This window comes from Bacillus sp. AR4-2 (genome assembly GCF_008274865.1).
GTDB classification, from domain to species: domain Bacteria; phylum Bacillota; class Bacilli; order Bacillales; family Bacillaceae_G; genus Bacillus_A; species Bacillus_A cereus.
Genome location: NZ_CP031062.1, coordinates 3682132 through 3706862, shown reverse-complemented (window position 1 = coordinate 3706862; position 24731 = coordinate 3682132). Strand labels below are relative to the sequence as shown.

Sequence of the window (24731 nt, the reverse complement as noted above, 5' to 3'; positions counted from 1 at the left end):
AGCATTTTTTTGGACGAGGCTGAATAAGCTTTCAATAGAGTATGTCTGGAATCAGGAGGTCGATAGCAGGATGAACTGGTATGGAATGCGAGCACATGAAGTGGAAGAAAGAACGAATACGAATGTAAAGGTTGGACTTACAGAGAAAGAAGCAGAAGGGCGAGTAAAGAAATTTGGTACTAATGAATTAGAAGAAGCAAAAAGGCCTTCTGCACTAATGGTATTTTTAGCACAGTTTAAAGATTTCATGGTACTCGTTTTGTTTGGAGCAACAATTGTTTCTGCGTTTTTAGGTGAATACATTGATTCTATTGCTATTGTTGCCATTGTTATTATCAATGGTATTCTCGGCTTTTTTCAAGAAAGAAAAGCTGAAAAATCATTGGAAGCTTTAAAGGAACTAGCCGCCCCGCAAGTTACTGTAATGCGGAATGGAAAGTGGGTAAAAGCACCATCTAAAGCACTTGTTTTAGGTGATATTATTAAGTTTTCCAGTGGTGATCGTATTGGGGCTGATGTGCGTCTTGTTGAGGCATCAAGTTTATATATTGAAGAGTCTGCTTTGACAGGGGAGTCCGTACCTGTACAAAAGAAGGTAGAAGCATTGCAAGGGCAAGATGTTGCAATTGGTGATCAAAAAAATATGGCTTTTATGGGGACAATGATTACGCGAGGATCTGGTACAGGAGTCGTTGTAGCAACTGGTATGAATACAGCGATGGGGCAAATTGCAAATATGTTGCAAAATGCAGAGCAAATGGAAACGCCACTGCAAAGAAGGTTAGAACAGCTCGGAAAAATATTAATTATTGTAGCTCTTATTTTGACAGCGCTCGTTGTATTGGCTGGTGTGTATCAAGGGAATGAAGTATATCATATGTTTTTAGCTGGGGTATCGCTAGCTGTTGCGGCTATTCCAGAAGGATTGCCAGCAATTGTTACAGTAGCTTTATCACTTGGTGTACAGCGTATGATAAAAAAGAGAGCAATTGTAAGGAAGTTACCGGCCGTAGAAACGTTAGGCTGCGCTTCTGTTATATGCTCTGATAAAACGGGAACAATGACGCAAAACAAAATGATGGTAACACATATGTGGTCAGGCGGAGAATTGTGGAAAGTGACAGGGCAAGGATATGAACCTAATGGCTCTTTTATGAAAGGTGAAAAAGAAGTGAATCCAGCTAAGACAAAATCACTTTATCAGCTACTTACATTTGGTTCACTATGTAACAATGCAAATATTATGCAAAAGAAAAAGGCGTACGTATTAGATGGAGATCCAACAGAGGGAGCGCTTGTAGCTGCAGCAATGAAAGCTGGGATAACACGTGAGGCATTGAAAGGGAAATTTGAAGTTATTCGTGAATTTCCATTTGATTCAACTCGAAAAATGATGAGTGTTATTGTACGAGATCGAGAGGGGAAAAAGTTTATTGTTACGAAGGGAGCACCGGATGTTCTTTTACAAATGAGTCAAACGATTTTATGGGGGGATAAGCAACAGCCGTTAAGTGAGCTATATAGAAAAGAAGTACAGGCGGCTATTCATAGCTTAGGTAGTCAAGCGCTTCGAACAATTGCAGTTGCGTTTAAACCTTTAAAAATAACGGATTCTATTGAACATGAAAGAGACGTTGAAAAAGATTTTATGTTAGTTGGGATACAAGGTATGATTGACCCACCAAGACCAGAAGTGGCGCAGGCGGTAAAAGAGTGTAAAGAAGCTGGTATTCGAACAGTAATGATTACAGGTGATCATAAAGTGACAGCAATGGCGATTGCTGAACAATTAGGAGTTTTGCCACCAGATGGACGCGTTGTTGAAGGAGTAGAACTCGCGAATATGGATGTGGAGGAATTAGAAAATGTTGTAGAAGATACGTATGTATTCGCTCGTGTATCACCTGAACATAAATTAAAAATTGTTAAGGCACTGCAAAATCAAGGGCATATAGTAGCGATGACAGGTGATGGAGTGAACGATGCTCCAGCTATAAAAACAGCGGATATTGGGATAGCGATGGGGATTACAGGGACAGATGTTGCAAAAGAAGCCTCTTCACTTGTTTTACTAGACGATAATTTTGCTACAATTAAGTCAGCGATTAAAGAAGGAAGAAATATATACGAGAACATACGTAAGTTCATCCGATATTTATTAGCATCAAATGTTGGAGAAATTTTAGTTATGTTATTTGCGATGTTACTTGCATTACCCCTGCCGATGGTTCCTATTCAAATTTTATGGGTGAACTTAGTTACTGATGGTTTACCAGCGATGGCATTAGGTTTGGATAAGGCTGAAGGAGATGTGATGAAGAGAACGCCGCGCCACCCGAAAGAAGGGGTATTCGCTAGAGGGCTTGCGTGGAAAATAATAAGTCGAGGTTTTTTAATTGGGGCAGTGACGTTAGTAGCGTTTATTATTGCGTATAACCAACATCCAAATGAACTGAAATATGCACAAACTGTAGCGTTCGCGACGTTGGTACTTGCTCAGCTTATTCATGTATTTGATTGTCGTAGTGAGCATTCTGTCTTTCATCGTAATCCATTTGGGAACGTGTATTTAGTAGGGGCGGTTATCATTTCATTACTACTCATGCTAGTGGTGATATATTATCCACCGTTACAACCGATTTTTAGCACAATGCCGATACAAGCAAGAGATTGGTTATTAATTGGAGGTTTGTCATCAATTCCGACTTTCTTACTAGTAGGTTCTTTATTAACAGGGAAAAAGGCGAAAAAGAAAAAGCCAATGTTATATAAGAAGGGATTAAACTTGAAATAGTCAATGTTATGAAAATGTGATATAATTTACAGAAGGTAGTAGAGCCTTGTCTCTATTACCTTTTTCATTGAGTTATTTTATGGCTTGGATGTGATAAAAATGATTTCTAGTATGACAGGGTTTGGAAGATCGAAAGTAGAAAGTGATACTTTTCAAATTACAGTAGAAATGAAATCGGTGAACCACCGTTTTTTAGAGATGAGTATTCGACTTCCTAAGCAAATGATGGTATTTGAGGACAAAATTCGTAAAATAATTGCACAGCAAGTTCGACGTGGACGCATTGAAGTGTCTATTAGTATAGCAGGTGAAGGACTTGTTGAAAGAAAATTAAGTGTGAATTGGTCACTTCTTGAGCAGTACCAATCGATGATGGAAGATATAAAAGGAAAGTTTCAATTACAAGATTCTATTACACTCGAGCAATTAATGGCAATGCCAGAAGTAACAGCAATTGAAGAAATAGAAAATGTAAATGAACATTTTGAGAACAGTTTATATGAGGCTGTTCGTCAAGCTGCTCATATGTTGAAAACGATGAGAGATGACGAAGGAGAACGATTACATAAAGATATAGCGTATCGTTTACAAGAGATTAGCAATTGTGTAAATGCAATTATTCCACATGCACCAATTGTTACACAAAAATATCGTGAACGATTAGAAAATCGCTTAAAAGAATTACATAATCAAGAGTTAGATGAACAAAGATTGCTAACAGAAGTCGCAATCTTTGCAGAGCGTTGTGATATTCATGAAGAGTTAGTTCGTTTGCAAAGTCATTTAGAGCAATTTCGTGAAACATTGCAGATTGAAGAGCCTGTTGGAAGGAAAATGGATTTCATCGTGCAAGAGATGCATAGAGAAATTAATACGATTGGTTCTAAGGCAAATGACTTAACAATTTCAAAATATGTTGTAGAAATGAAAAATAACCTTGAAAAAATTCGTGAACAAGTACAAAATATTGAGTAGCTTTCAAAAAATATATAAAGTTATACGTGGTGGAGAAATCGGATAGACTTACTAGGAGGCGCAAACTATGGCCATGCGGTTTTTAAATATTGGATACGGAAATATTGTATCTGCTCATCGAATTATTGCTATTGTAAGTCCGGAGTCAGCTCCTATTAAACGAACAGTACAAGAAGCACGCGAACATAATGCTTTGCTTGATGCTACGTATGGGAGAAAAACAAGGGCGGTTATTGTTATGGATGATGGGCATGTTGTATTAAGTCCAATTCAACCAGAGACGATTGCACATCGTTTGAATAATAAAGAAGATTTAAGTGAGGAAGGGTAGGTTTTACATATTTATGAGAAGTAGAAGAGGATTGCTCATCGTTCTTTCAGGGCCTTCTGGGGTTGGAAAAGGAACGGTTCGTAAAGAGCTGTTTAGCCATGAGGATACACGTTTTCAGTACTCTATTTCAGTAACGACACGTAAGCCGCGTGAAGGTGAAGTAGATGGTGTGGATTATTTCTTTAAAGAAAGAGAAGAATTTGAGGAAATGATTCGTAATGAAAGATTACTTGAGTGGGCTGAGTTCGTAGGTAATTATTACGGAACACCAATTGACTATGTTGAAAAAACATTACAAGAAGGAAAAGATGTATTCTTAGAAATTGAAGTGCAAGGAGCAATTCAAGTTAAGAAAGCTTTCCCAGAAGGTGTATTTATTTTCTTAGCACCTCCAAGTTTATCTGAACTAAAGAGCCGTATTGTCGGACGTGGTACAGAGACTGAAGATGTTATTGAAAATCGTTTAACTGTAGCGAAAGAAGAAATCGAGATGATGGACGCTTACGACTATGTAGTAGAAAACGATCAAGTTGAATTAGCTTGTGATAGAATTAAAGCAATTGTGGTTGGCGAACATTGCCGCCGCGAAAGGGTAGCAAAATATTATAAAGAAATGACGGAGGGTCTATAATTATGTTAAATCCATCAATTGACTCATTACTACAAAAAATCGATTCTAAGTACACATTAGTAACAGTGGCTGCAAAACGCGCACGTGAAATGCAACTTGCTAATAACTGTGTTGTAGAGCAACCTGTTTCTCATAAATGTGTAGGTAAAGCATTAGAAGAAATCGATGCAGAAGCATTAAGCTACGTACCAAGTGAAGATAAAGTAGCTGAATAAGCCTTTGCCTTCGACAAAATAAAACATAGACTTTATAATTTTCTATGTAACGGTAACAACCTATTTACAAGTAGGTTGTTATTTTTTTACGAAAGGAATGAAATATTGGTACTGACGAGCTGAGAATTCTATTTCAGTATTATAAGTTTGAAAAAGAAAGAGGACGAGTCATATGCTAAAAGGGAAAAAGATACTTCTATGTGTAACAGGAGGCATTGCGGTTTTTAAAGCAGCTGCGTTAACGAGTAAATTGACACAATCTGGCGCGATTGTCAAAGTAATGATGAGTGAGTCGGCAATGAAGTTTGTTACGCCTCTTACATTCCAAGCGCTTTCTCGCCATGATGTATATACGGATACATTCGATGAGAAAGACTCAGCTGTTATTGCTCATATTGATTTAGCAGATTGGGCGGATGTTGTACTTGTCGCACCTGCTACTGCCAATTGTATTGGAAAGTTAGCTGGTGGTATTGCAGATGATATGATTACAACTACTTTGTTAGCTACTACAGCTCCGGTATGGATTGCGCCTGCTATGAATGTGCATATGTATGAAAATAAAATAGTTCAAAAAAATATGATGACATTGAAAACGCTAGGATATACATTTATTGAGCCTGGGGAAGGCTTTTTAGCATGTGGATATGTAGCGAAGGGACGACTAGAAGAACCTGAAGCAATTATTGCACGGTTAGAGGAAGCTTTCTCAGAACACAAACCATTGCAGGGAAAAAGAATATTAATAACTGCTGGCCCAACACGTGAAAAGGTTGATCCAGTTCGTTTTATGACGAATTTTTCTTCTGGGAAAATGGGGTATGCGATTGCGGAAGTGGCAGCGAATTTAGGCGCTGATGTTATACTCGTTTCAGGACCGACAGCATTAAATCCACCGTTACATGTAACGACAGTGCAAGTGGAATCTGCACAAGATATGTTAGAAGCAGTTCTTCAACATTATCAAAACGTAGACGTTGTCATTAAAACAGCAGCAGTTGCAGATTATCGTCCGAAATATGTGCATGAGAATAAAATGAAAAAGCAAAATGGTGATGCTGTCATTGAACTTGAAAGAACGGTGGATATTTTAAAAACATTAGGTCAGAAAAAGGATAAACAGTTACTTATCGGTTTTGCTGCTGAAACGACAAATGTAGAGGAATATGCAACGAAAAAACTACGTGAGAAAAATGCAGATATGATTGTCGCGAATGATGTAAAAGCGCAAGGAGCTGGATTTGGCACGGATACGAATATTGTAACAATGTATAGAAAAGATGGAAAAGTTATTGAGTTGCCACTTTTAATGAAAAAAGAGGTAGCTCGTGAAATATTGAAGCAAATTGAAATGATGTTAGAAGATGATCGTTTATGAAATTTGCAAGTGTAATTGTTGATGTACCTGCCCGTCAGACAGATCGACCATTTGATTATATTATTCCTAAAAAATGGGAAGATATTGTACAGACAGGAATGCGTGTAGTAGTTCCGTTTGGGCCAAGAAAATTGCAAGGTTTTATTATTGGGATTAAAGATTCGGTGGATGTAGAAAGTAAGAAGTTAAAGACAATCCATGAAATATTAGATGTAACACCGGTTTTAAATGATGAATTATTAAAGCTTGGATATTGGCTTACAAGTGAAACGTTATGCTACATGATTTCAGCTTTTCAAGTGATGCTTCCAACTGCGATAAAAGCAACGTATAAAAAACGTCTACAACTTTGTAAACAGGAAGAAATAGCACCTGAAATACTATATTTATTTCAGGATAAAGAAGCAATTGATTTTGAAGTAATCGAGCAACAGCCACATTTATACCGAACTATTCAACAAGAAATTAAAAATGGTACGGTTGAAGTCGTTTATCAAGTGAAAGATAAAGTACAAAAGAAGAAGCAAAGAGTGGTTCAGCCGGAGTTGCCAGAAGATAAATTGGAATTAGCGGCATTTGAACTGAAAAGTAAAAAACAACAAGATGTACTTTATTATTTTGTGGAAAATTATAAAAGTACACCGTTGAAAGTAATTACAGAAGAGTTACAAATAACAGATGCTCCAATAAAAGCACTTGTTAAAAAGGGATTCATTTCAGAAAAGTATGTGGAAGTATACCGAAATCCGTATGACGATGATGATTTTGAACAAACAAAACCATTTCCACTTACGGAGGAACAAAAACAAGTTATTACACCGATTTTATCATCAATTACAAATGAAACTTATAATCCATTTTTACTATATGGTGTTACAGGAAGTGGAAAGACAGAAGTATATTTACAATCTATAGCAGCAGTGCTCAAGAAAGGAAAAGAAGCTATCGTTCTTGTTCCTGAAATTGCACTAACGCCCCAAATGGTGGATCGTTTTAAAGGTAGGTTTGGCTCGCAAGTTGCAGTTCTTCATAGTGCGTTGTCTGTTGGAGAAAAGTATGACGAGTGGCGTAAGATTTTAAGAAAAGAAGTGAAAGTTGTAGTTGGTGCGCGTTCAGCTGTTTTTGCGCCTTTTGAGAATTTAGGGATTATTATTATTGATGAAGAGCATGAATCAAGTTACAAACAAGAAGATAATCCGAGGTATCATGCAAGAGATGTAGCTGTCTGGAGAGGACAATATCATAAATGTCCTATCGTTCTTGGTAGTGCGACACCAACACTTGAATCGTTTGCAAGGGCGAAAAAAGGTGTTTATGAACTATTAACAATGGAAAAACGTATGAATGAACAAGCTTTACCAACGGTAGAGATTGTTGACATGCGAGAAGAACTTCGTGACGGGAATCGATCAATGTTTTCTAAGGCGCTGCATGAAAAAATAGCAGATCGATTAGAAAAGAAAGAACAAATGGTACTCTTTTTAAATAGAAGAGGTCATTCTACATTTGTTATGTGCCGTGATTGTGGGTATGTTGTCCAATGTCCGCATTGTGATATTTCATTGACATATCATAAAATGAATCATCGTTTAAAATGTCATTATTGTAGTTACGAAGAGAATATGCCAACTGAGTGTCCAGCTTGTCAAAGTACATACATTCGTTTCTTTGGTACAGGTACACAAAAGGTAGAAGAAGAAATTACAAAACTATTTCCAGAGGCACGAGTCATTCGAATGGATGTAGATACGACAAGTCGAAAAGGAATGCATGAAAAATTATTAAAGGCGTTTGGGGAAGAAAAAGCAGATATATTACTTGGAACACAAATGATTGCTAAAGGATTAGATTTTCCGAAAGTAACGCTCGTTGGGGTTTTAACTGCAGATACGATGCTTCACTTACCTGATTTTCGGGCGAGTGAAAAGACATATCAGTTACTGACGCAAGTAAGTGGACGAGCGGGTAGACATGAATTGCCAGGGGAAGTTGTGATTCAAACGTATACGCCAGAACATTACAGTATAGAGTTAGCGAAGAACCAACAATATGATGTGTTTTTTGACCAAGAAATGCAAATGAGACGAACAAGACAATATCCCCCATATTACTATGTTGTACTCGTAACTGTATCTCATCCAGAATTATTAAAAGCGGTACAAGTGACGGAAAAAATTGCCTCGTATTTACGAACGCATTGCTCACAGCAAACAATGGTGCTAGGACCAGTTGCTTCAGCGATTCCAAGGATAAAAGATAGATATCGTTATCAATGCATGATAAAATACAAACGGGAACCAAACTTAAAGAACGTGCTCAAAATGGTAAATGAACATTATCAAGCAGAAATGCAAAAAGAGCTACAAATCTCAATTGATTTTAATCCAACAATGTTAATGTAGCGGAGGGAAATATGGCAGTTTTAGAAATAATAAAGCATCCAAATGAAGTGTTAGAAACACCATGCGAAAGAGTAATTAACTTTGATAAAAAGTTAGTGAAATTGTTGAAAGATATGCATGAAACAATGTTAATTGCGGACGGAGTCGGTTTAGCTGCGCCTCAAGTAGGTGTAAGCTTGCAAGTAGCGGTTGTTGATGTAGATGATGATACTGGGAAAATCGAGTTAATCAATCCATCAATATTAGAAAAACGTGGTGAACAAGTAGGTCCCGAAGGCTGTTTAAGCTTCCCGGGACTTTATGGTGAAGTAGAACGTGCCCATTATATTAAAGTAAGAGCGCAAAATCGCCGTGGGAAAGTATTCTTATTAGAAGCGGAAGGATTTTTAGCGCGTGCAATTCAACATGAAATTGATCATTTACACGGTGTTTTATTTACATCGAAAGTGACAAGATATTATGAAGAAAACGAACTAGAATAGGTGTTAAAAGGAGCGGTTTTTAAATGATAAAAGTAGTGTTTATGGGAACACCGGACTTTTCAGTGCCGGTGCTTCGTCGTCTTATTGAAGATGGCTATGAGGTAGTAGGTGTTGTGACGCAACCTGATCGTCCAGTAGGTAGAAAAAAAGTATTAACACCTACACCTGTTAAAGTTGAAGCGGAAAAACATGGTATCCCTGTGTTACAGCCGTTAAAAATTCGTGAAAAAGATGAATATGAAAAAGTATTGGCATTAGAGCCAGATTTAATTGTAACAGCTGCATTTGGGCAGATTGTACCAAATGAAATTTTAGAAGCACCAAAGTATGGGTGTATTAATGTTCACGCTTCTTTACTTCCTGAACTTCGTGGTGGTGCACCAATTCATTATGCAATTATGGAAGGTAAAGAAAAAACAGGTATTACAATTATGTATATGGTAGAAAAATTGGATGCTGGTGATATCTTAACGCAAGTGGAAGTTGAAATTGAAGAGCGTGAAACGACAGGCTCATTATTTGATAAATTAAGTGAAGCAGGAGCACACCTTCTATCTAAAACAGTGCCTTTATTAATTCAAGGTAAGTTAGAACCGATTAAACAAAACGAAGAAGAAGTAACGTTTGCGTACAATATAAAACGTGAGCAAGAGAAAATTGATTGGACAAAAACAGGTGAAGAAGTATACAATCACATTCGCGGATTGAATCCATGGCCAGTTGCTTATACGACTTTAGCAGGACAAGTTGTTAAAGTATGGTGGGGGGAAAAAGTGCCTATAACTGAACCGGCTGAAGCAGGTACGATTGTTGCAATCGAAGAAGATGGTTTTGTTGTAGCAACGAGTAATGAAACAGGTGTTAAAATTACTGAATTGCAACCTTCTGGTAAAAAGCGTATGAGTTGTTCACAATTTTTACGTGGAACAAAACCTGAAATTGGAACGAAGTTAGGAGAAAATGCATGAGACAAAATGTTCGTGAATTAGCTCTTGATGGTTTAATTCAAGTGGAAAAAAGTGGTGCATATAGCAACTTACTTTTAAATAATCTAATTGAAAAAAGTGCAATTGATAGAAAAGATATTGGTTTATTAACTGAAATTGTATATGGAACGATTCAACGTCGTGACACATTAGATTATTATTTACAGCCTTTTTTAAAAAAGAAGGTTGAGGCGTGGGTAAGAGTATTGCTTCGCTTATCTTTATATCAAATGATTTATTTAGACCGAGTGCCAGAAAGAGCGGCTATTCATGAAGCGGTTGAGATTGCAAAGCGTCGCGGGCATAAAGGAATTGCTGGTATGGTGAACGGTGTATTACGTTCGATTCAGAGAGAAGGTGTACCTTCTGTAGATGAAATCAAGGATCCAGTAGAACGTCTTGCAATTACAACAAGTCATCCAGTTTGGCTTGTCCAAGAGTGGACTTCAGAATACGGTTTAGAAACTGCAGAAAAAATGTGCGAAGTAAACATGTTACCCCCTGTACCAACAGCGCGTGTGAATGTTGATAAGGTAACTGTAGAAGAAGCGATTGAGTTGTTGGCAAGTGAAGGTATAGAAGCAAAACGTGGTGACTTATCAGATGATGCTATTCAGATTGAAAGAGGAAATGTAGCGCATACAGAAGCGTTTAAAAAAGGATTTCTTTCTATTCAAGATGAAAGTTCTATGCTTGTAGCACGCGCTTTAGAACCGAATACGGGAGATGCAGTTCTTGATAGTTGTGCTGCTCCAGGCGGAAAAACAACGCATATCGCGGAACGATTAAAGGGAACTGGTAAGGTCATGTCCCTTGATTTACATGCACACAAAGTACGTTTAATTAAACAGCAAGCAGAGCGACTTGGTCTAGAAAATGTCGAAACTAAAGCGCTAGATGCTAGAAAAGTGCAAGAGCACTTTGCAAATGAAACGTTTGATAAAATATTGGTAGATGCACCGTGTTCTGGATTTGGTGTAATTAGACGTAAACCTGATATTAAGTTAGGAAAAGATAAAGGCGATAGTGAAAGATTATCGACGATTCAAATTGCAATACTAGAAAAAATAGCACCATTATTAAAACAAGGCGGTCGTCTTGTTTATAGTACGTGCACAATTGAGAAAATAGAAAATGAACAAGTAATAGAGAAATTTTTACAAGAACATCCTGAATTTGAATGGGATACTACGCTTAAAGAGCGTATGCCAGAAAAATTAACTCCGTATATTGATGAAGGTCAAGTGCAAATTTTACCGCATTATTTTGCGACGGATGGCTTTTATATTGCTTGTTTAAGGAAGAAGGTGTAGCATCATGGAAACGACTGTAAGAAAACAAAAGAAAAATTTAGAAATGAAGAAACCATCAATTTACTCTTTACAACTTCATGAAATGCAAGATTGGTTAAAGGAACAAGGAGAACCGAAGTTCCGTGCTGGACAAATTTTTGATTGGTTATATAAAAAACGTGTAAAAAATTATGAGGATATGTCAAACCTTTCTAAAGGATTGCGTGATAAATTGTCGAATTCCTTTGATATTACTACTTTAAAAACGTTAGTAAAACAAACGTCTTCGGATGGAACAATTAAATTCTTATTCCAATTATATGACGGATATTCTATTGAAACGGTATTAATGCGACACGAATATGGAAATTCCATTTGTGTAACAACGCAAGTTGGTTGTCGTATTGGGTGTACGTTCTGTGCTTCGACACTTGGTGGATTAAAGCGAAACCTAGAAGCTGGAGAAATCGTAGCGCAAGTAGTAGAAGTTCAGCGTGCGCTTGATGAAACAGAAGAACGTGTAAGTTCTCTTGTTGTTATGGGGATTGGAGAACCATTTGATAACTATGATAATTTAATGGGATTCTTACGCATCATTAACCATGAAAAAGGACTTCATATTGGTGCGAGACATATGACTGTTTCGACGAGTGGAATTATCCCGAAAATTTATAAGTTTGCTGAAGAAGATCTACAAATTAATTTTGCGATTTCATTGCATGCTCCAAACTCAGAATTACGTTCAAAATTAATGCCGATTAACCGTGCTTATAAATTACCAGATTTAATGGAAGCTATTAAATACTATGTAAATAGAACAGGGCGTCGTATTACTTTTGAATATGGATTATTTGGAGGAGAAAATGACCAAGTAGAGCATGCTGAAGAGCTTGCTGCGCTCTTAAAAGGTGTAAAATGTCATGTGAACTTGATTCCGGTAAACTACGTACCTGAACGTGATTATGTACGTACGCCACGTGAACAAATTTTCTTGTTCGAGAAAACGTTAAAAGATCGTGGAGTGAATGTAACGATTCGCCGTGAACAAGGTCATGATATTGATGCAGCCTGCGGTCAGTTGCGTGCGAAGGAGCGCAAAGAAGAGACGAGGTGACGAGATGAAAGCCGTATTTCTATCGGATAAAGGAAAAGTTCGTCAACATAATGAAGATAGTGCAGGAGTTTTTCACAATTTAGATGGAAATGTATTAGCGGTAGTAGCAGATGGAATGGGAGGTCATCGAGCTGGTGATGTAGCTAGCTCGATGGCCATTCAATTATTCCATGATTATTGGAAGCAAACACATAATATGAATGAGCCGAAAAAAGTAGAACAATGGTTACATACTAGTGTTGGGATTATTAATGAGCGTATATATGAATATGCTCAGCAAAATGCAGAATGTAATGGTATGGGAACAACGCTTATAATAGCTGTTTGTACACCAAGCTTTGTGACAATAGGGCATATAGGAGATAGTCGTTGCTATATGGTATCAGAAGGAGAAATGACGCTAGTAACGGAAGATCATTCACTTGTAAATGAGCTTGTGAAACATGGTGAAATTTCGAAGGAAGACGCAGAGTATCATCCGAAAAAGAATGTGTTATTAAGAGCATTAGGAACAGAAGAAAAAGTTGGGTTAGATGTTAAAACGTTGGTGATTGAGGAAGATGATCAATTACTTCTTTGCTCTGATGGGTTATCAAACAAAGTTTCTATTGATGATATGCGACAAATTTTACAGTTAAATGAACAGCTTGAAGGTAAAGGGCAGTGTCTCATTCAATTGGCAAATGATCGCGGTGGAGAAGATAATATCACACTTGTTCTTATTGATTATGCGGGTTCGACAAACGAAAGTAGGTGAAGTGCAACGTGCTGATTGGAAAACGCTTAAATGACCGTTATAAGCTGCTGAAAATGATTGGTGGTGGCGGAATGGCCAATGTATATTTAGCTCATGATGATATACTTGGCCGGGATGTAGCGGTAAAAATATTAAGACTCGACTACTCAAATAACGAAGAGTTTATTAAACGTTTCCATCGAGAAGCGCAGTCTGTTACAACGTTGTCGCATCCAAATATTGTGAATATGTATGATGTCGGAGAAGAAGATGGTATATACTATCTTGTCATGGAATATGTACCAGGGCAAACATTGAAGCAATACATAATTGAGCGAGGGATGTTACCTATAGGAGAAGCTCTTGATATTATGGAGCAGTTAACATCCGCTATGGCACACGCCCATCATTTTGAAATTGTGCATCGTGATATAAAGCCGCACAATATTTTAATTCGAGCTGATGGAATAATAAAAGTAACAGATTTTGGAATTGCGACAGCTACAAGTGCAACAACAATTACACATACAAATTCAGTGCTCGGTTCAGTCCATTATTTATCACCAGAACAGGCACGTGGCGGGATAGCAAATAAACAATCAGATATCTATTCTCTTGGGATAGTTATGTTTGAATTGTTAACAGGAAGACAACCGTTTTCTGGCGAATCTGCTGTTGCTATAGCTTTAAAACATTTACAAAGTGAAATCCCATCACCAAAAAGATGGAATGAAAATATTCCGCAAAGTGTTGAAAATATTATATTAAAAGCAACTGCAAAAGATCCGTTCCATCGATATCAATCTGCCAATGCGATGAAGCGAGATATTGAAACTGCGCTATATCCAGAGAGGATAAATGAGCAACCGTTTTACATACCAGAAGATATGGAAGCGACGAAAGCGATTCCGATTATTCAACAAGAACAATTATTTGAAAATGTAAGTGATGAAACGATTGTTTTAAAAGGGAGTAAGGTGGAAGAACCGATAAGAGCAGAAGCAGCTGAGTTAGATAAGAAGAAAAAACGGAGTAACAAGTGGCTTAAAGTTTTAATTTCAACATTTTTATTTTTAGCAATAGGAATAACATTAGCGCTTACGGTTATTCCAGGATTATTTATTCCGAAAGATGTGAAAGTTCCTGATGTGGCTGGTATGAAATACACGACAGCTGTAAATACATTAGTAGAAAAGGGCTTTGAGGTGACCGAGCCTAATATTGTATATACAGATGATGTTGAAGTTGGGGATGTAATAAAAACGGACCCTGTAGCAGGAAGAGTCGTAAAAGAAAACGCTAAAATTACTATCTATCAATCAGGTGGAAAAAAGAAAAGTAAGATGGCGAATTTCACAGGGCAAAACTTTGAGAGTGTAAAAGCTGAGTTAGAAGAAAAATATAAACAAGTTACAGTAAATTATATTGAAAATGATAAGCCGAAAGGTGAAATTGTAGAGCAAATTCCGACGCCTGATCAAATGGTTATAGAAGCGGAGCAAGAACTGAAAATCTGGGTAAGTAAAGGTCCTTATCAAATTAGACCAGGTGACTTTTCGGGGTGGACTGAAAATAGTGTAACTGGTTATTTGAATGAGAGAAAACTAACGTCAGATATAAAACGAGAGTATTCAGATACAGTCGAAAAAGGACTTGTAATTTCGCAATTTCCAAAACCAGGTACACCATTAAAAGAGGGAGATAAAGTAACTATTATTATCTCTGATGGTCAAAAGCCTAAAGTGACTAAAACGGTAAAATTGGACAATATCTCTATCCCATATGAGCCTGCTGTAACAGGTGAAAAAAAGCCGCAAACAATAGAAATTTATAAAGAAGACATGCAGCAAAAAATGGATAGACCGGTTGAAACGAGAACAATTACTGAATCAGCGACTATTTCTTTAGAATTTGTAATTCAAGAAGGTTCAAAGGGACACTATAAAATTGTACGAGATGGAGTAACGATTATTGATAAAGAAGTACCATATCCAACTCAATAATAGTGAAAGTCTACTTATTATTATTGCCTGTTATGCTGTCTACAAAGTGGACGGTATAGCAGGCAAAAATATATGATTCAAAAAGCTAGTAAAGTGATGCAGCTGTAAATATTTTTTTGCATTTAATGGGAAATTTAATGTATATTAGCGAAAGTATATATGGTAGGTTTTGAAATCGTTATTTGGAAAATTTAAATCCATTCATTTTTAAATTCAGCATCACCTTATACAAAAAAGGAGAATTCTATGCCAGAAGGAAAAATTATAAAAGCTTTAAGTGGGTTTTATTACGTGCAGCATGAAGAAGGGGTTACGCAATGTCGTGGGCGAGGTGTATTTAGAAAAAATAAAATTACACCACTTGTAGGAGACCAAGTTGTTTTTCAGGCAGATAATCCAACTGAAGGTTATGTGCTTGAAGTGTTTGATCGAAAAAATGAACTTGTTAGACCTCCTATTGCTAATGTCGATCAAGCGATCCTTGTGTTCTCTGCAGTAGAACCAGATTTTAATCCTGGACTGTTAGATCGATTTTTAGTGCTGATTGAATATCATAACATTAAGCCAATTATTTGTATTAGCAAGATGGATTTAGTAGATGAAAAGATGAAAGCAACTGTTGAAGCATATGCGAATGATTATCGTGAGATGGGTTATGATGTTTTATTTACTTCTATTAATACGTCAGAAAGTATTGATATATTAAAACCATACTTAGAAAATTGTGTTTCTGTCGTTGCGGGTCAATCTGGTGTTGGGAAATCCTCAATGCTTAATGTGCTACGTCCAGAATTAGAGCTGAAAACAAATGATATTTCCTCCCATTTAGGACGCGGGAAGCATACAACAAGACACGTAGAATTAATTGCAATTGGGAGTGGACTAGTAGCAGATACACCGGGTTTTAGTTCACTAGATTTCATTGATATAGAAGTAGAAGATCTTACATATTGTTTTCCAGAGTTGAAAGAAGCGAGCCAATACTGTAAATTTAGAGGGTGTACACATCTTTCTGAACCGAAATGTGCTGTGAAAGCTGCGGTTGAAGAAGGGAAGATTACAGAATATCGCTATAAGAACTATAAACAATTCGTAGAAGAAATTAGAGAGAGAAAGCCGAGGTATTAGTTATGATTAAAATTGCACCATCGATTTTATCAGCAGATTTTTCAAAATTAGGGGAAGAGATTAAAGATGTAGAAAAGGGCGGAGCGGATTACATTCACGTTGACGTAATGGATGGACATTTCGTACCAAATATTACGATTGGACCATTAATTGTAGAAGCTATCCGTCCAATTACATCATTACCATTAGATGTACATTTAATGATTGAAAATCCTGACAACTATATCCCGACTTTCGCACAAGCGGGAGCGGATATTATTACTGTTCACGTAGAGGCGTGTCCACATCTACATCGTACAATTCAGTTAATTAAATCTCATGGTATTAAAGCGGGCGTTGTATTAAATCCACATACGCCAGTTTCAGTGATTGAGCATGTATTAGAAGATATAGATATGGTATTACTTATGACAGTAAACCCTGGATTTGGTGGACAGAAGTTTATCCATTCTGTATTACCGAAAATTAAACAAGTTGCAGAAATGGTGAAAGAGCGCAATCTAGAAGTAGAAATTGAAGTTGATGGTGGTGTAAATGCTGAAACAGCAAGGCTTTGTGTGGAAGCAGGAGCAAATGTACTTGTAGCTGGGTCAGCAGTATACAATCAAAAAGACCGCGGTGAAGCAATTCGCGTAATTCGTGGGTAGTGATGAACTTTTATCCTAGTAAGGTATTTATAGGATAGGGTAAAAATATGTAAAAAGGCAATCTACCGAATGGCAGATTGCCTTTTTACAATGGAAGGGGAAGAAAAAATGATTATTCATATTTTGGCAGGAGGACCTTCGGAATATTGCGCAGATTTTGCTCAATATGAGAATGAGGAAGTAGTGTGGGCAGCGGTTGATAGGGGAGTATACCGTCTATTAAAGAAAGGGATTACACCGGCTGTTGCGTTTGGAGATTACGATTCAGTTACTGAAGAAGAATTAGTATGGATGGGACAGCAAACGAACGAATTACATATTGTTCCGCGAGAAAAAGATCAAACGGATTTAGAAATTGCAATTAACTGGGCATTAGGACAGAAACCGGTACTAATTCGTATTTTTGGTGCTACCGGTGGCAGGCTTGATCACGGTTTGGCAAATATACAGATGCTTTTAAAAGGGTTAGAAGTAGAGATAGAAATGTGTATTGTGGACAATAAAAATGAAATAACAGTTAAAAAAGTGGGTACACATATAATTGAAGAAAATAAAAAATTTCCTTATGTATCTTTTGTACCAGTTACTGAAATAGTGGAAGGGATTACATTGTTTGGTTTTAAGTACCCGCTTACTAATAAAACAATAGAGTGGGGATCAACACTTTGTATTAGTAACGAACTCGTTAAGGAAAAAGGTACTTTTTCATTTACTTCTGGCATATTAATGTTGATAAGAAGCACTGATTGAAGAAACAATTTTGCTCCTTACATCATATAGTGACCAAGTGGAGTAATGGGGATTAGGAGGGAAACCATGAGATTTTATACAATTAAGTTACCTAAATTTCTTGGTGGAATTGTTCGTGCAATGTTAAATACCTTCAAAAAAGATTAAAAAAAGCACCTATCACCGGTGCTTTTTCCATTGTTATAGTAAAAAAAGAGCCTATCGGCTCTTTTTTTTATTATTAAACACGTTCGATTTTGCCAGATTTTAATGCTCTAGCAGAAACGTAAACACGTTGAACTTTTCCGTCGATGCGTACGCGAACTTTTTGAAGGTTAGCGCCCCACTTACGTTTTGTAGCGTTCATTGCGTGAGAACGAGAGTTACCAGAACGAGCTTTTCTTCCAGTAATAGCACAAACACGAGCCATTTATATTTCCCTCCCTTGATACCTTACCATACGTAATTTTTCAATGTTAGTCTTTTATGCGATGCTAAAAACACTACTATAATTTAACACAACTAAAAAGAGAATGCAACACCGTAGAAAAAAGAAATCAAGAAAATTTACTTGACACTATATGTCAATGAAGAAAAGTTGAAATCCATAAAAATTGCTTGACATATTATAGTGGTACATGTTGTATAATAACAATGGACTATTTTGCTCATCATAAAAAAGTGTAATTTAAAACATAAAATATGAGAGTGAAAAGAAAGAACGATGGAATTTTCTTTAAAAAGATTATATGATAGTAACTAAAGTAGTCTAGCTCACTTTCACCATTTATGAAGGGGGAAACGAGATGTCAATTGAAATTAAAACGAAGTACGGTCAAATTGATATTAGTACAGATGTAATTGCAACAATTGCTGGAGGTGCCGCGGTAGATTGCTACGGTATCGTAGGTATGGCATCAAAAAATCAGTTAAAAGATGGATTAACAGACATTTTACGAAAAGAAAACTTCACTAGAGGTGTTATTGTTCGTAAAGATGAAGATGAAGTACATATTGATATGTATATTATTGTGAGCTATGGTACGAAAATTTCAGAAGTGGCACATAATGTGCAGACGAAAGTGAAATATACATTAGATCAAACTGTAGGACTAGCAGTAGATTCTGTAAACATCTACGTACAAGGAGTTAAAGTAATAAACTTGTAATGTGCATTAAGGAGGAAAATCTGTGTCAATTCAAAAAATTGATGGAAAACGTTTATCACAAATGATCATGCAAGGAGCGAATAATTTAACAAATAATGTTCAGCTTGTTGATGCATTAAACGTATTTCCAGTTCCAGATGGCGATACCGGTACAAACATGAACTTATCTATGACTTCAGGTGCGCGTGAAGTGAAAGCAAATCCTTCACAGCATGCTGGTAAAGTCGGCGTAAGTTTAGCCAAAGGATTATTAATGGGAGCTCGTGGTAACTCTGGAGTTATTTTATCTCAGTTGTTCCGTGGTTTCTCTAAATCCATTGAACAAAAAGAAGAATTAACAACAGTTGATTTTGCTGCAGCACTAGAAGCTGGAGTAGAGGCGGCTTATAAAGCGGTTATGAAACCGATTGAAGGAACGATTTTAACGGTTGCAAGAGAAACGGGTAAATATGCAGTAACAGTTGCGAAAAAACAGCGCGACTTTGTTTTGTTTATGGAAGACGTTGTGAAAGAAGCAAACGCATCGTTAAATCGTACGCCAGATTTATTACCTGTATTAAAACAAGTTGGCGTTGTAGATAGCGGTGGTAAAGGTCTTGTAGTGGTATACGAAGGATTTTTAGCTGACTTAAAAGGAGAAACGATTTCTTCTGATGCACCGACGCAACCATCTATGAATGAAATGGTACGCGCAGAACATCACCGTAGTGTACAAAGCCAATTGAGTACAGAAGATATTAAGTATGGATATTGTACGGAGTTCATGGTGAAATTAGAGGCTGAAAAGGTGAAAGAGCATAATTTCTCTGAACAAAAATTCCGTGAAGATATTAGTGTATATGGTGATTCTCTACTAGTTGTGTCTGATGATGAAATTGTAAAGGTTCATATCCATGCAGAACATCCTGGAGACGCTATGAACTACGGGCAAAAATACGGTAGTTTAATTAAGATTAAAGTAGAAAATATGCGTGAACAGCATACTGCTTTGTTAGATGAACCTACTATGGTTCCTGAGCAACCAGCTCAATCGAAGGAAAAACAACCATATGGTATCGTAACTGTAGCTATGGGTTCTGGTATTAAAACTTTATTTGAGAGCATCGGCGCAACGAAAGTTATCGAAGGTGGTCAAACGATGAATCCAAGTACGGAGGATATCGTGAAGGCAATTGAAGAAGCAAATGCTGAAAAAATCATTATTTTACCGAATAACGGAAATATTGTAATGGCAGCAGAACAAGCGGCATCAGTTGTAGATCAAGAAGTTATTGTTGTTCGTTCGAAAACAGTTCCTCAAGGTATGGCAGCAATGTTAGCATTTAACCCAGTTGGAACGTTAGAAGAGAATGAAGAAAACATGCAAGAAGCTTTATCTCATGTGAAAACAGGTCAAATTACGTATGCTGTACGTGATACGGAAATTGATGGTGTAGCAATTCAAAAAGATGATTTCATGTGTATTGCAGATGGGAAAATTGTATCTACAAATGCTGAAAAAGTAGGAGCTGCGAAGCAATTACTAGAAGCGCTTATTGATGAAGATTCTGAAATCGTAACGATTCTACAAGGGGAAGATGCAACTGACGAAGAAGTAGCGGAGTTAGTTGAATTTGTAGAAGAGAAATTTGAAGATGCAGAAGTAGAAGTACATGCTGGAAACCAACCAGTGTATTCTTTCATCTTCTCTGTAGAATAAGATAAGATTCGTTTTGAAAATAAATGGATTACTTACTTGCTAATGAATAAGAAGTAGTAATATGAAGTTTATTACTAGTTTTTATTCAAAAGGCTAGCATATTGAAGAGAGAAAAGAGCCTTGCTGCTAATAGTGAGGCTCTTTTTTACTTGTTTTATATAAGGGATTTGAGTAGTTTCTCTTAGAATGCCTATGATAGAATATATAAGGTGAAAGAGAGCGATTACAGATGCTAATTGGTACTCAAACAAAATGCAATAAAGAAAATAATGTGACGGGGTGTGAGAATCTTGAATGATGTTGTACAAGTTCCTGTTACGGATGTAAAGGGGATCGGAGGAGAAACATCTGAGTTACTACATGAGATGGGTATTTATACAGTTTCTCATCTATTAGAACATTTTCCGTACCGTTATGAAGATTATGCGATGAAAGATCTTGCTGAAGTAAAGCATGATGAACGTGTAACGGTTGAAGGGAAGGTTCATAGTGCTCCTTTGCTGCAATATTATGGTAAGAAGAAATCGCGTTTAACAGTTCGTGTTCTCGTCGGTCGTTATTTAATTACGGCGGTATGTTTTAATAGGCCTTACTATAAGCAAAAATTAAAGTTAGATGAAACGATAACGATTACTGGTAAATGGGATCAACATCGTCAAACAATTGCTGTATCAGAACTTCATTTTGGACCGGTTGTACGTCAACAAGAAGTGGAACCTGTTTATTCAGTAAAGGGGAAACTTACAGTAAAACAGATGCGTCGTTTTATTGCTCAAGCGTTAAAGGAATATGGAGATTCTATAGTCGAAGTGTTACCGGATGGTTTGTTAGGGCGATATAAATTATTACCAAGATATGAAGCGCTCAGGGCATTGCATTTTCCGGTAGGACAGGAAGATTTGAAGCAAGCGCGTCGCCGTTTTGTATATGAAGAATTTTTCTTATTTCAGCTGAAAATGCAAACGCTCCGGAAAATGGAGAGGGAAAATTCAAAAGGGACGAAGAAAGAGATTCCGTCAGTAGAATTACAAGAATTTATCGATGCACTGCCGTTTCCATTAACGGGTGCGCAGCGCCGAGTTGTAGATGAAATTTTGAAAGATATGACATCTCCTTATCGGATGAACCGACTATTGCAAGGTGACGTTGGTTCTGGGAAAACAGTTGTTGCTGCGATTGGCCTTTATGCATCGAAATTAGCCCATTATCAAGGTGCTTTAATGGTTCCTACAGAAATTTTAGCTGAGCAACATTATCAGTCGCTTGCTGAAACGTTTTCGCATTTTGGTATGAAGGTGGAACTGTTAACAAGTTCTGTTAAAGGGGCGAGACGTCGAGAAATTTTAGCGAAGTTAGAACAAGGAGAAATAGATATTCTTGTTGGAACGCATGCCTTAATTCAAGATGAAGTTATATTTCATAGGTTGGGTCTCGTTATTACAGATGAACAGCATCGATTTGGTGTAGCGCAGCGCCGAGTTTTACGGGAGAAAGGTGAAAGTCCAGATGTATTATTTATGACAGCGACACCAATTCCGCGTACGCTTGCAATTACTGCATTTGGAGAGATGGATGTTTCGATAATCGATGAGATGCCAGCAGGTAGAAAGGTGATTGAAACATACTGGGCAAAACATGATATGTTAGATCGCGTTCTCGGTTTCGTTGAAAAGGAGATAAAAAAAGGAAGACAGGCATACGTTATTTGTCCTTTAATTGAAGAATCTGAGAAACTTGATGTGCAAAATGCTATCGACTTACATAGTATGCTGACGCATCATTACCAAGGGAAATGCCAAGTTGGATTGATGCATGGGAGATTATCGTCTCAGGAAAAAGAAGAGATAATGGGACAGTTTAGTGAAAATAAAGTACAAATTCTTGTATCGACAACAGTTGTTGAAGTAGGTGTGAACGTACCGAATGCGACTGTAATGGTTATTTATGATGCAGAACGTTTCGGTTTATCGCAGCTTCATCAGCTTAGAGGGCGTGTCGGCCGTGGTAGTGAACAATCATATTGTTTATTAATAGCAGACCCTAAATCAGAAACAGGGAAAGAAAGAATGCGCATAATGACTGAAACAAATGATGGATTTGTATTGTCAGAAAAAGATTTAGAATTACGAGGTCCTGGAGATTTCTTTGGGAGTAAGCAAAGTGGCTTACCAGAATTTAAGGTTGCTGACATGGTACATGATTATCGAGCGTTAGAAACAGCAAGGCAAGATGCGGCGATACTAGTAGATTCAGAAGCGTTTTGGCATAATGATCAGTATGCTGCCTTGCGTACGTATCTTGATGGGACAGGTGTTTTCCAAGGAGAGAAGCTCGATTAAAGGGAGTCAACAAAAGTTTTTGTTGCATTCTACTTTTAATGATTATATACTACTGTTAGTACCTAGTCATAAAAATGGATGGTGCGGTATGAAAAAAAGAAGAAGTAAAAAAGAAAGACAAGAGTTATTACAACAAACAATCGAATCAAATCCTTTTATTACGGATGAAGATTTAGCGGAAAAATTTCAAGTGAGTATACAAACAGTACGACTTGATCGTATGGAATTGTCTATTCCTGAATTAAGAGAGAGAATTAAACATGTAGCTACAAAGCAACATGAAGAAGATGTGAAATCTTTACCGTTAGAAGAGGTTGTTGGAGAAATTATTGATATTGAATTAGATAGACATGCAATCTCTATCTTTGAAGTAAAGATAGAACATGTATTTAAAAGAAATCAAATTGCTCGTGGGCATCATCTGTTTGCGCAAGCAAACTCACTAGCTGTTGCGGTTATTGATGAAGAATTAGCTTTAACTGCAAAGTCTACCATTCGATACATTCGCCCTGTAAAATTAGGAGAGCGTGTTGTTGCAAAAGCGCGCGTTGAAGATGTAGAGAATGATAAGGGACGGACGGTTGTCAAAGTGCGTAGCTTCGTTGGAGAAGAACTTGTTTTTACAGGCACTTTTGAAATGTATCGATCTAGTAATTATAGTGAGGAAGGTAACAACTTATGAAAATCGCAATAGATGCAATGGGCGGAGATCACGCTCCAAAGGCTGTAGTATTAGGGGCAATGAAAGCTATTAAGGAATATTCTGATTTACATATTACGTTAGTAGGGAAAGAAGAGGAAATTCGTCAATACTTAACGAGTGATGAACGAATTACTATTCTTCATACAGACGAAAAAATAGAATCAACGGAGGAACCAGTAAGAGCGGTTCGTCGAAAAAAACAAGCTTCAATGGTGCTTGCGGCACAACAAGTAAAGGATGGAGAAGCAGACGCTTGTATATCCGCAGGTAGTACGGGAGCTTTAATGGCAGCTGGATTATTTGTAGTCGGTCGTATGGAAGGAATTGAGCGACCAGCTTTATCGCCTACAATGCCAACTGTAGATGGAAAAGGTTTTGTTATGTTAGATGTTGGAGCAAATGTTGATGCAAAACCAATTCATTTATATCAATATGCAGTAATGGGATCTGTTTATGCTGAGAAGGTAAGAGGAATTGAAAATCCTCGCGTTGGACTATTAAACGTTGGAACAGAGGATGGAAAAGGAAACGAGCTTTCAAAGCAAGTATTTGCAATGCTTAAAGATGCGCCAATTAATTTCGTTGGGAACGTTGAATCAAGAGATTTATTGCAAGGTGTAGCAGATGTTGTTGTATGTGATGGTTTTACAGGGAATGTAGCGTTGAAATCATTAGAGGGAACAGCACTTGCGCTATTCTCTATGTTGAAAGAACAGTTAATGAGTTCATTTACGAGCAAATTAGCAGCGGCGGTATTAAAGCCAAAACTTATGGTATTAAAAGATAAAATGGATTATTCGGAGTATGGAGGAGCTGCATTATTTGGATTGAAAGCACCTGTCATTAAGGCTCATGGTTCTTCTAATGACCAGTCGATATTTAGTGCGATTCGTCAAACGAGAGAAATGGTAGCGAAAGAAGTAATTCCTACGATTTCAAGCGTAATGGAGAAAGAGTCACTCCAATAAGAGGAGGATT

The 24731-nt window shown here is 37.1% G+C and carries 23 protein-coding genes; 22 read left to right on the top strand and 1 reads right to left on the bottom strand.

Annotated elements, in window-relative coordinates:
• Positions 1-70 precede the first annotated feature (70 nt).
• The 17 genes from DN399_RS18980 to spoVM all read left to right on the top strand — a co-directional run bounded on the left by DN399_RS18980 (position 71) and on the right by spoVM (position 18011).
• Positions 71-2794 carry a calcium-translocating P-type ATPase, SERCA-type gene (locus DN399_RS18980; RefSeq protein WP_149149892.1) on the top strand — a complete coding sequence of 908 codons (2724 nt, stop codon included), beginning with the start codon at positions 71-73 and terminating at the stop codon, positions 2792-2794.
• Positions 2795-2893: 99 nt separating this feature from the next.
• Positions 2894-3769, top strand: coding sequence for a YicC/YloC family endoribonuclease (locus DN399_RS18975; protein WP_000625865.1), 876 nt, complete (start codon positions 2894-2896; stop codon positions 3767-3769).
• Between the two features lie 67 nt (positions 3770-3836).
• The gene (gene remA, locus DN399_RS18970; RefSeq protein WP_001251456.1) at positions 3837-4100 is read left to right on the top strand and encodes an extracellular matrix/biofilm regulator RemA; all 264 of its coding nucleotides are present in this window, start codon (positions 3837-3839) and stop codon (positions 4098-4100) included.
• Positions 4101-4113: 13 nt separating this feature from the next.
• Complete coding sequence (gene gmk / locus DN399_RS18965) at positions 4114-4731, top strand: guanylate kinase (RefSeq protein ID WP_001257742.1); 618 nt, start codon at positions 4114-4116, stop codon at positions 4729-4731.
• A 2-nt stretch (positions 4732-4733) separates the two neighbouring features.
• Positions 4734-4946, top strand: a complete 213-nt coding sequence (gene rpoZ, locus DN399_RS18960) for a DNA-directed RNA polymerase subunit omega (protein WP_000933961.1) — start codon at positions 4734-4736, stop codon at positions 4944-4946.
• Positions 4947-5118: 172 nt separating this feature from the next.
• The gene (gene coaBC / locus DN399_RS18955; RefSeq protein ID WP_000911750.1) at positions 5119-6324 is read left to right on the top strand and encodes a bifunctional phosphopantothenoylcysteine decarboxylase/phosphopantothenate--cysteine ligase CoaBC; all 1206 of its coding nucleotides are present in this window, start codon (positions 5119-5121) and stop codon (positions 6322-6324) included.
• Positions 6321-8726: a primosomal protein N' gene (gene priA / locus DN399_RS18950; protein WP_000666720.1), complete on the top strand. Its 2406-nt coding sequence runs from the start codon at positions 6321-6323 to the stop codon at positions 8724-8726. Before coaBC ends, priA begins: the two co-directional genes overlap by 4 nt.
• 11 nt (positions 8727-8737) lie before the next feature.
• Positions 8738-9208: a peptide deformylase gene (gene def, locus DN399_RS18945; protein WP_006928326.1), complete on the top strand. Its 471-nt coding sequence runs from the start codon at positions 8738-8740 to the stop codon at positions 9206-9208.
• A gap of 23 nt (positions 9209-9231) precedes the next feature.
• Positions 9232-10176 (top strand): methionyl-tRNA formyltransferase, encoded by a 945-nt coding sequence (gene fmt, locus DN399_RS18940; RefSeq protein ID WP_000598804.1) that lies wholly within the window; start codon positions 9232-9234, stop codon positions 10174-10176.
• A complete protein-coding gene (gene rsmB / locus DN399_RS18935; RefSeq protein ID WP_001249666.1) occupies positions 10173-11507 on the top strand; it encodes a 16S rRNA (cytosine(967)-C(5))-methyltransferase RsmB in 1335 nt (444 codons plus the stop codon). Before fmt ends, rsmB begins: the two co-directional genes overlap by 4 nt.
• A 4-nt stretch (positions 11508-11511) precedes the next feature.
• Positions 11512-12600 carry a dual-specificity RNA methyltransferase RlmN gene (rlmN, locus tag DN399_RS18930; RefSeq protein ID WP_006928333.1) on the top strand — a complete coding sequence of 363 codons (1089 nt, stop codon included), beginning with the start codon at positions 11512-11514 and terminating at the stop codon, positions 12598-12600.
• Positions 12601-12604: 4 nt separating this feature from the next.
• Complete coding sequence (locus DN399_RS18925) at positions 12605-13357, top strand: Stp1/IreP family PP2C-type Ser/Thr phosphatase (protein WP_000648703.1); 753 nt, start codon at positions 12605-12607, stop codon at positions 13355-13357.
• Positions 13358-13365: 8 nt separating this feature from the next.
• Positions 13366-15339 (top strand): Stk1 family PASTA domain-containing Ser/Thr kinase, encoded by a 1974-nt coding sequence (pknB, locus tag DN399_RS18920; protein ID WP_000904747.1) that lies wholly within the window; start codon positions 13366-13368, stop codon positions 15337-15339.
• A gap of 246 nt (positions 15340-15585) precedes the next feature.
• Positions 15586-16467: a ribosome small subunit-dependent GTPase A gene (gene rsgA, locus DN399_RS18915; RefSeq protein ID WP_001113932.1), complete on the top strand. Its 882-nt coding sequence runs from the start codon at positions 15586-15588 to the stop codon at positions 16465-16467.
• A 2-nt stretch (positions 16468-16469) separates the two neighbouring features.
• Positions 16470-17114, top strand: coding sequence for a ribulose-phosphate 3-epimerase (gene rpe / locus DN399_RS18910; RefSeq protein WP_006928335.1), 645 nt, complete (start codon positions 16470-16472; stop codon positions 17112-17114).
• Between the two features lie 69 nt (positions 17115-17183).
• Entirely contained in the window at positions 17184-17864 is a 681-nt protein-coding gene (locus DN399_RS18905; RefSeq protein ID WP_033692901.1) for a thiamine diphosphokinase, read from the top strand.
• A 66-nt stretch (positions 17865-17930) separates the two neighbouring features.
• Positions 17931-18011, top strand: a complete 81-nt coding sequence (spoVM, locus tag DN399_RS18900; protein WP_001213599.1) for a stage V sporulation protein SpoVM — start codon at positions 17931-17933, stop codon at positions 18009-18011.
• 73 nt (positions 18012-18084) lie between these two features.
• On the opposite strand, the gene rpmB is transcribed toward spoVM, so the two are convergent.
• A complete protein-coding gene (gene rpmB, locus DN399_RS18895; RefSeq protein WP_000124776.1) occupies positions 18085-18273 on the bottom strand; it encodes a 50S ribosomal protein L28 in 189 nt (62 codons plus the stop codon).
• 376 nt (positions 18274-18649) lie between these two features.
• Here rpmB and DN399_RS18890 point away from each other — a divergent pair, with 376 nt between their 5' ends.
• The 5 genes from DN399_RS18890 to plsX all read left to right on the top strand — a co-directional run bounded on the left by DN399_RS18890 (position 18650) and on the right by plsX (position 24721).
• Entirely contained in the window at positions 18650-19012 is a 363-nt protein-coding gene (locus DN399_RS18890) for an Asp23/Gls24 family envelope stress response protein (protein ID WP_000021109.1), read from the top strand.
• 22 nt (positions 19013-19034) lie between these two features.
• Positions 19035-20711, top strand: a complete 1677-nt coding sequence (locus tag DN399_RS18885; protein WP_000027129.1) for a DAK2 domain-containing protein — start codon at positions 19035-19037, stop codon at positions 20709-20711.
• Positions 20712-21001: 290 nt separating this feature from the next.
• Positions 21002-23050 (top strand): ATP-dependent DNA helicase RecG, encoded by a 2049-nt coding sequence (recG, locus tag DN399_RS18880; protein ID WP_006928337.1) that lies wholly within the window; start codon positions 21002-21004, stop codon positions 23048-23050.
• Positions 23051-23138: 88 nt separating this feature from the next.
• Entirely contained in the window at positions 23139-23732 is a 594-nt protein-coding gene (gene fapR / locus DN399_RS18875; RefSeq protein WP_000747348.1) for a transcription factor FapR, read from the top strand.
• On the top strand, positions 23729-24721 hold the full coding sequence (plsX, locus tag DN399_RS18870; RefSeq protein ID WP_000684100.1) for a phosphate acyltransferase PlsX: 993 nt from the start codon (positions 23729-23731) through the stop codon (positions 24719-24721). The genes fapR and plsX overlap by 4 nt, the downstream gene beginning before the upstream one ends.
• Positions 24722-24731: the final 10 nt, after the last annotated feature.

Coding starts and splice junctions, on each gene's coding strand:
- rsmB (WP_001249666.1), top strand. CDS start 10,173: ATGAGACAAAATGTTCGTGAATTAGCTCTTGATGGTTTAATTCAAGTG.
- gmk (WP_001257742.1), top strand. CDS start 4,114: ATGAGAAGTAGAAGAGGATTGCTCATCGTTCTTTCAGGGCCTTCTGGG.
- rpe (WP_006928335.1), top strand. CDS start 16,470: ATGATTAAAATTGCACCATCGATTTTATCAGCAGATTTTTCAAAATTA.
- DN399_RS18980 (WP_149149892.1), top strand. CDS start 71: ATGAACTGGTATGGAATGCGAGCACATGAAGTGGAAGAAAGAACGAAT.
- DN399_RS18890 (WP_000021109.1), top strand. CDS start 18,650: ATGTCAATTGAAATTAAAACGAAGTACGGTCAAATTGATATTAGTACA.
- fapR (WP_000747348.1), top strand. CDS start 23,139: ATGAAAAAAAGAAGAAGTAAAAAAGAAAGACAAGAGTTATTACAACAA.
- DN399_RS18905 (WP_033692901.1), top strand. CDS start 17,184: ATGGCAGATTGCCTTTTTACAATGGAAGGGGAAGAAAAAATGATTATT.
- def (WP_006928326.1), top strand. CDS start 8,738: ATGGCAGTTTTAGAAATAATAAAGCATCCAAATGAAGTGTTAGAAACA.
- rpoZ (WP_000933961.1), top strand. CDS start 4,734: ATGTTAAATCCATCAATTGACTCATTACTACAAAAAATCGATTCTAAG.
- rpmB (WP_000124776.1), bottom strand. CDS start 18,273: ATGGCTCGTGTTTGTGCTATTACTGGAAGAAAAGCTCGTTCTGGTAAC.
- coaBC (WP_000911750.1), top strand. CDS start 5,119: ATGCTAAAAGGGAAAAAGATACTTCTATGTGTAACAGGAGGCATTGCG.
- plsX (WP_000684100.1), top strand. CDS start 23,729: ATGAAAATCGCAATAGATGCAATGGGCGGAGATCACGCTCCAAAGGCT.
- rlmN (WP_006928333.1), top strand. CDS start 11,512: ATGGAAACGACTGTAAGAAAACAAAAGAAAAATTTAGAAATGAAGAAA.
- priA (WP_000666720.1), top strand. CDS start 6,321: ATGAAATTTGCAAGTGTAATTGTTGATGTACCTGCCCGTCAGACAGAT.
- DN399_RS18925 (WP_000648703.1), top strand. CDS start 12,605: ATGAAAGCCGTATTTCTATCGGATAAAGGAAAAGTTCGTCAACATAAT.
- DN399_RS18975 (WP_000625865.1), top strand. CDS start 2,894: ATGATTTCTAGTATGACAGGGTTTGGAAGATCGAAAGTAGAAAGTGAT.
- spoVM (WP_001213599.1), top strand. CDS start 17,931: ATGAGATTTTATACAATTAAGTTACCTAAATTTCTTGGTGGAATTGTT.
- rsgA (WP_001113932.1), top strand. CDS start 15,586: ATGCCAGAAGGAAAAATTATAAAAGCTTTAAGTGGGTTTTATTACGTG.
- remA (WP_001251456.1), top strand. CDS start 3,837: ATGGCCATGCGGTTTTTAAATATTGGATACGGAAATATTGTATCTGCT.
- fmt (WP_000598804.1), top strand. CDS start 9,232: ATGATAAAAGTAGTGTTTATGGGAACACCGGACTTTTCAGTGCCGGTG.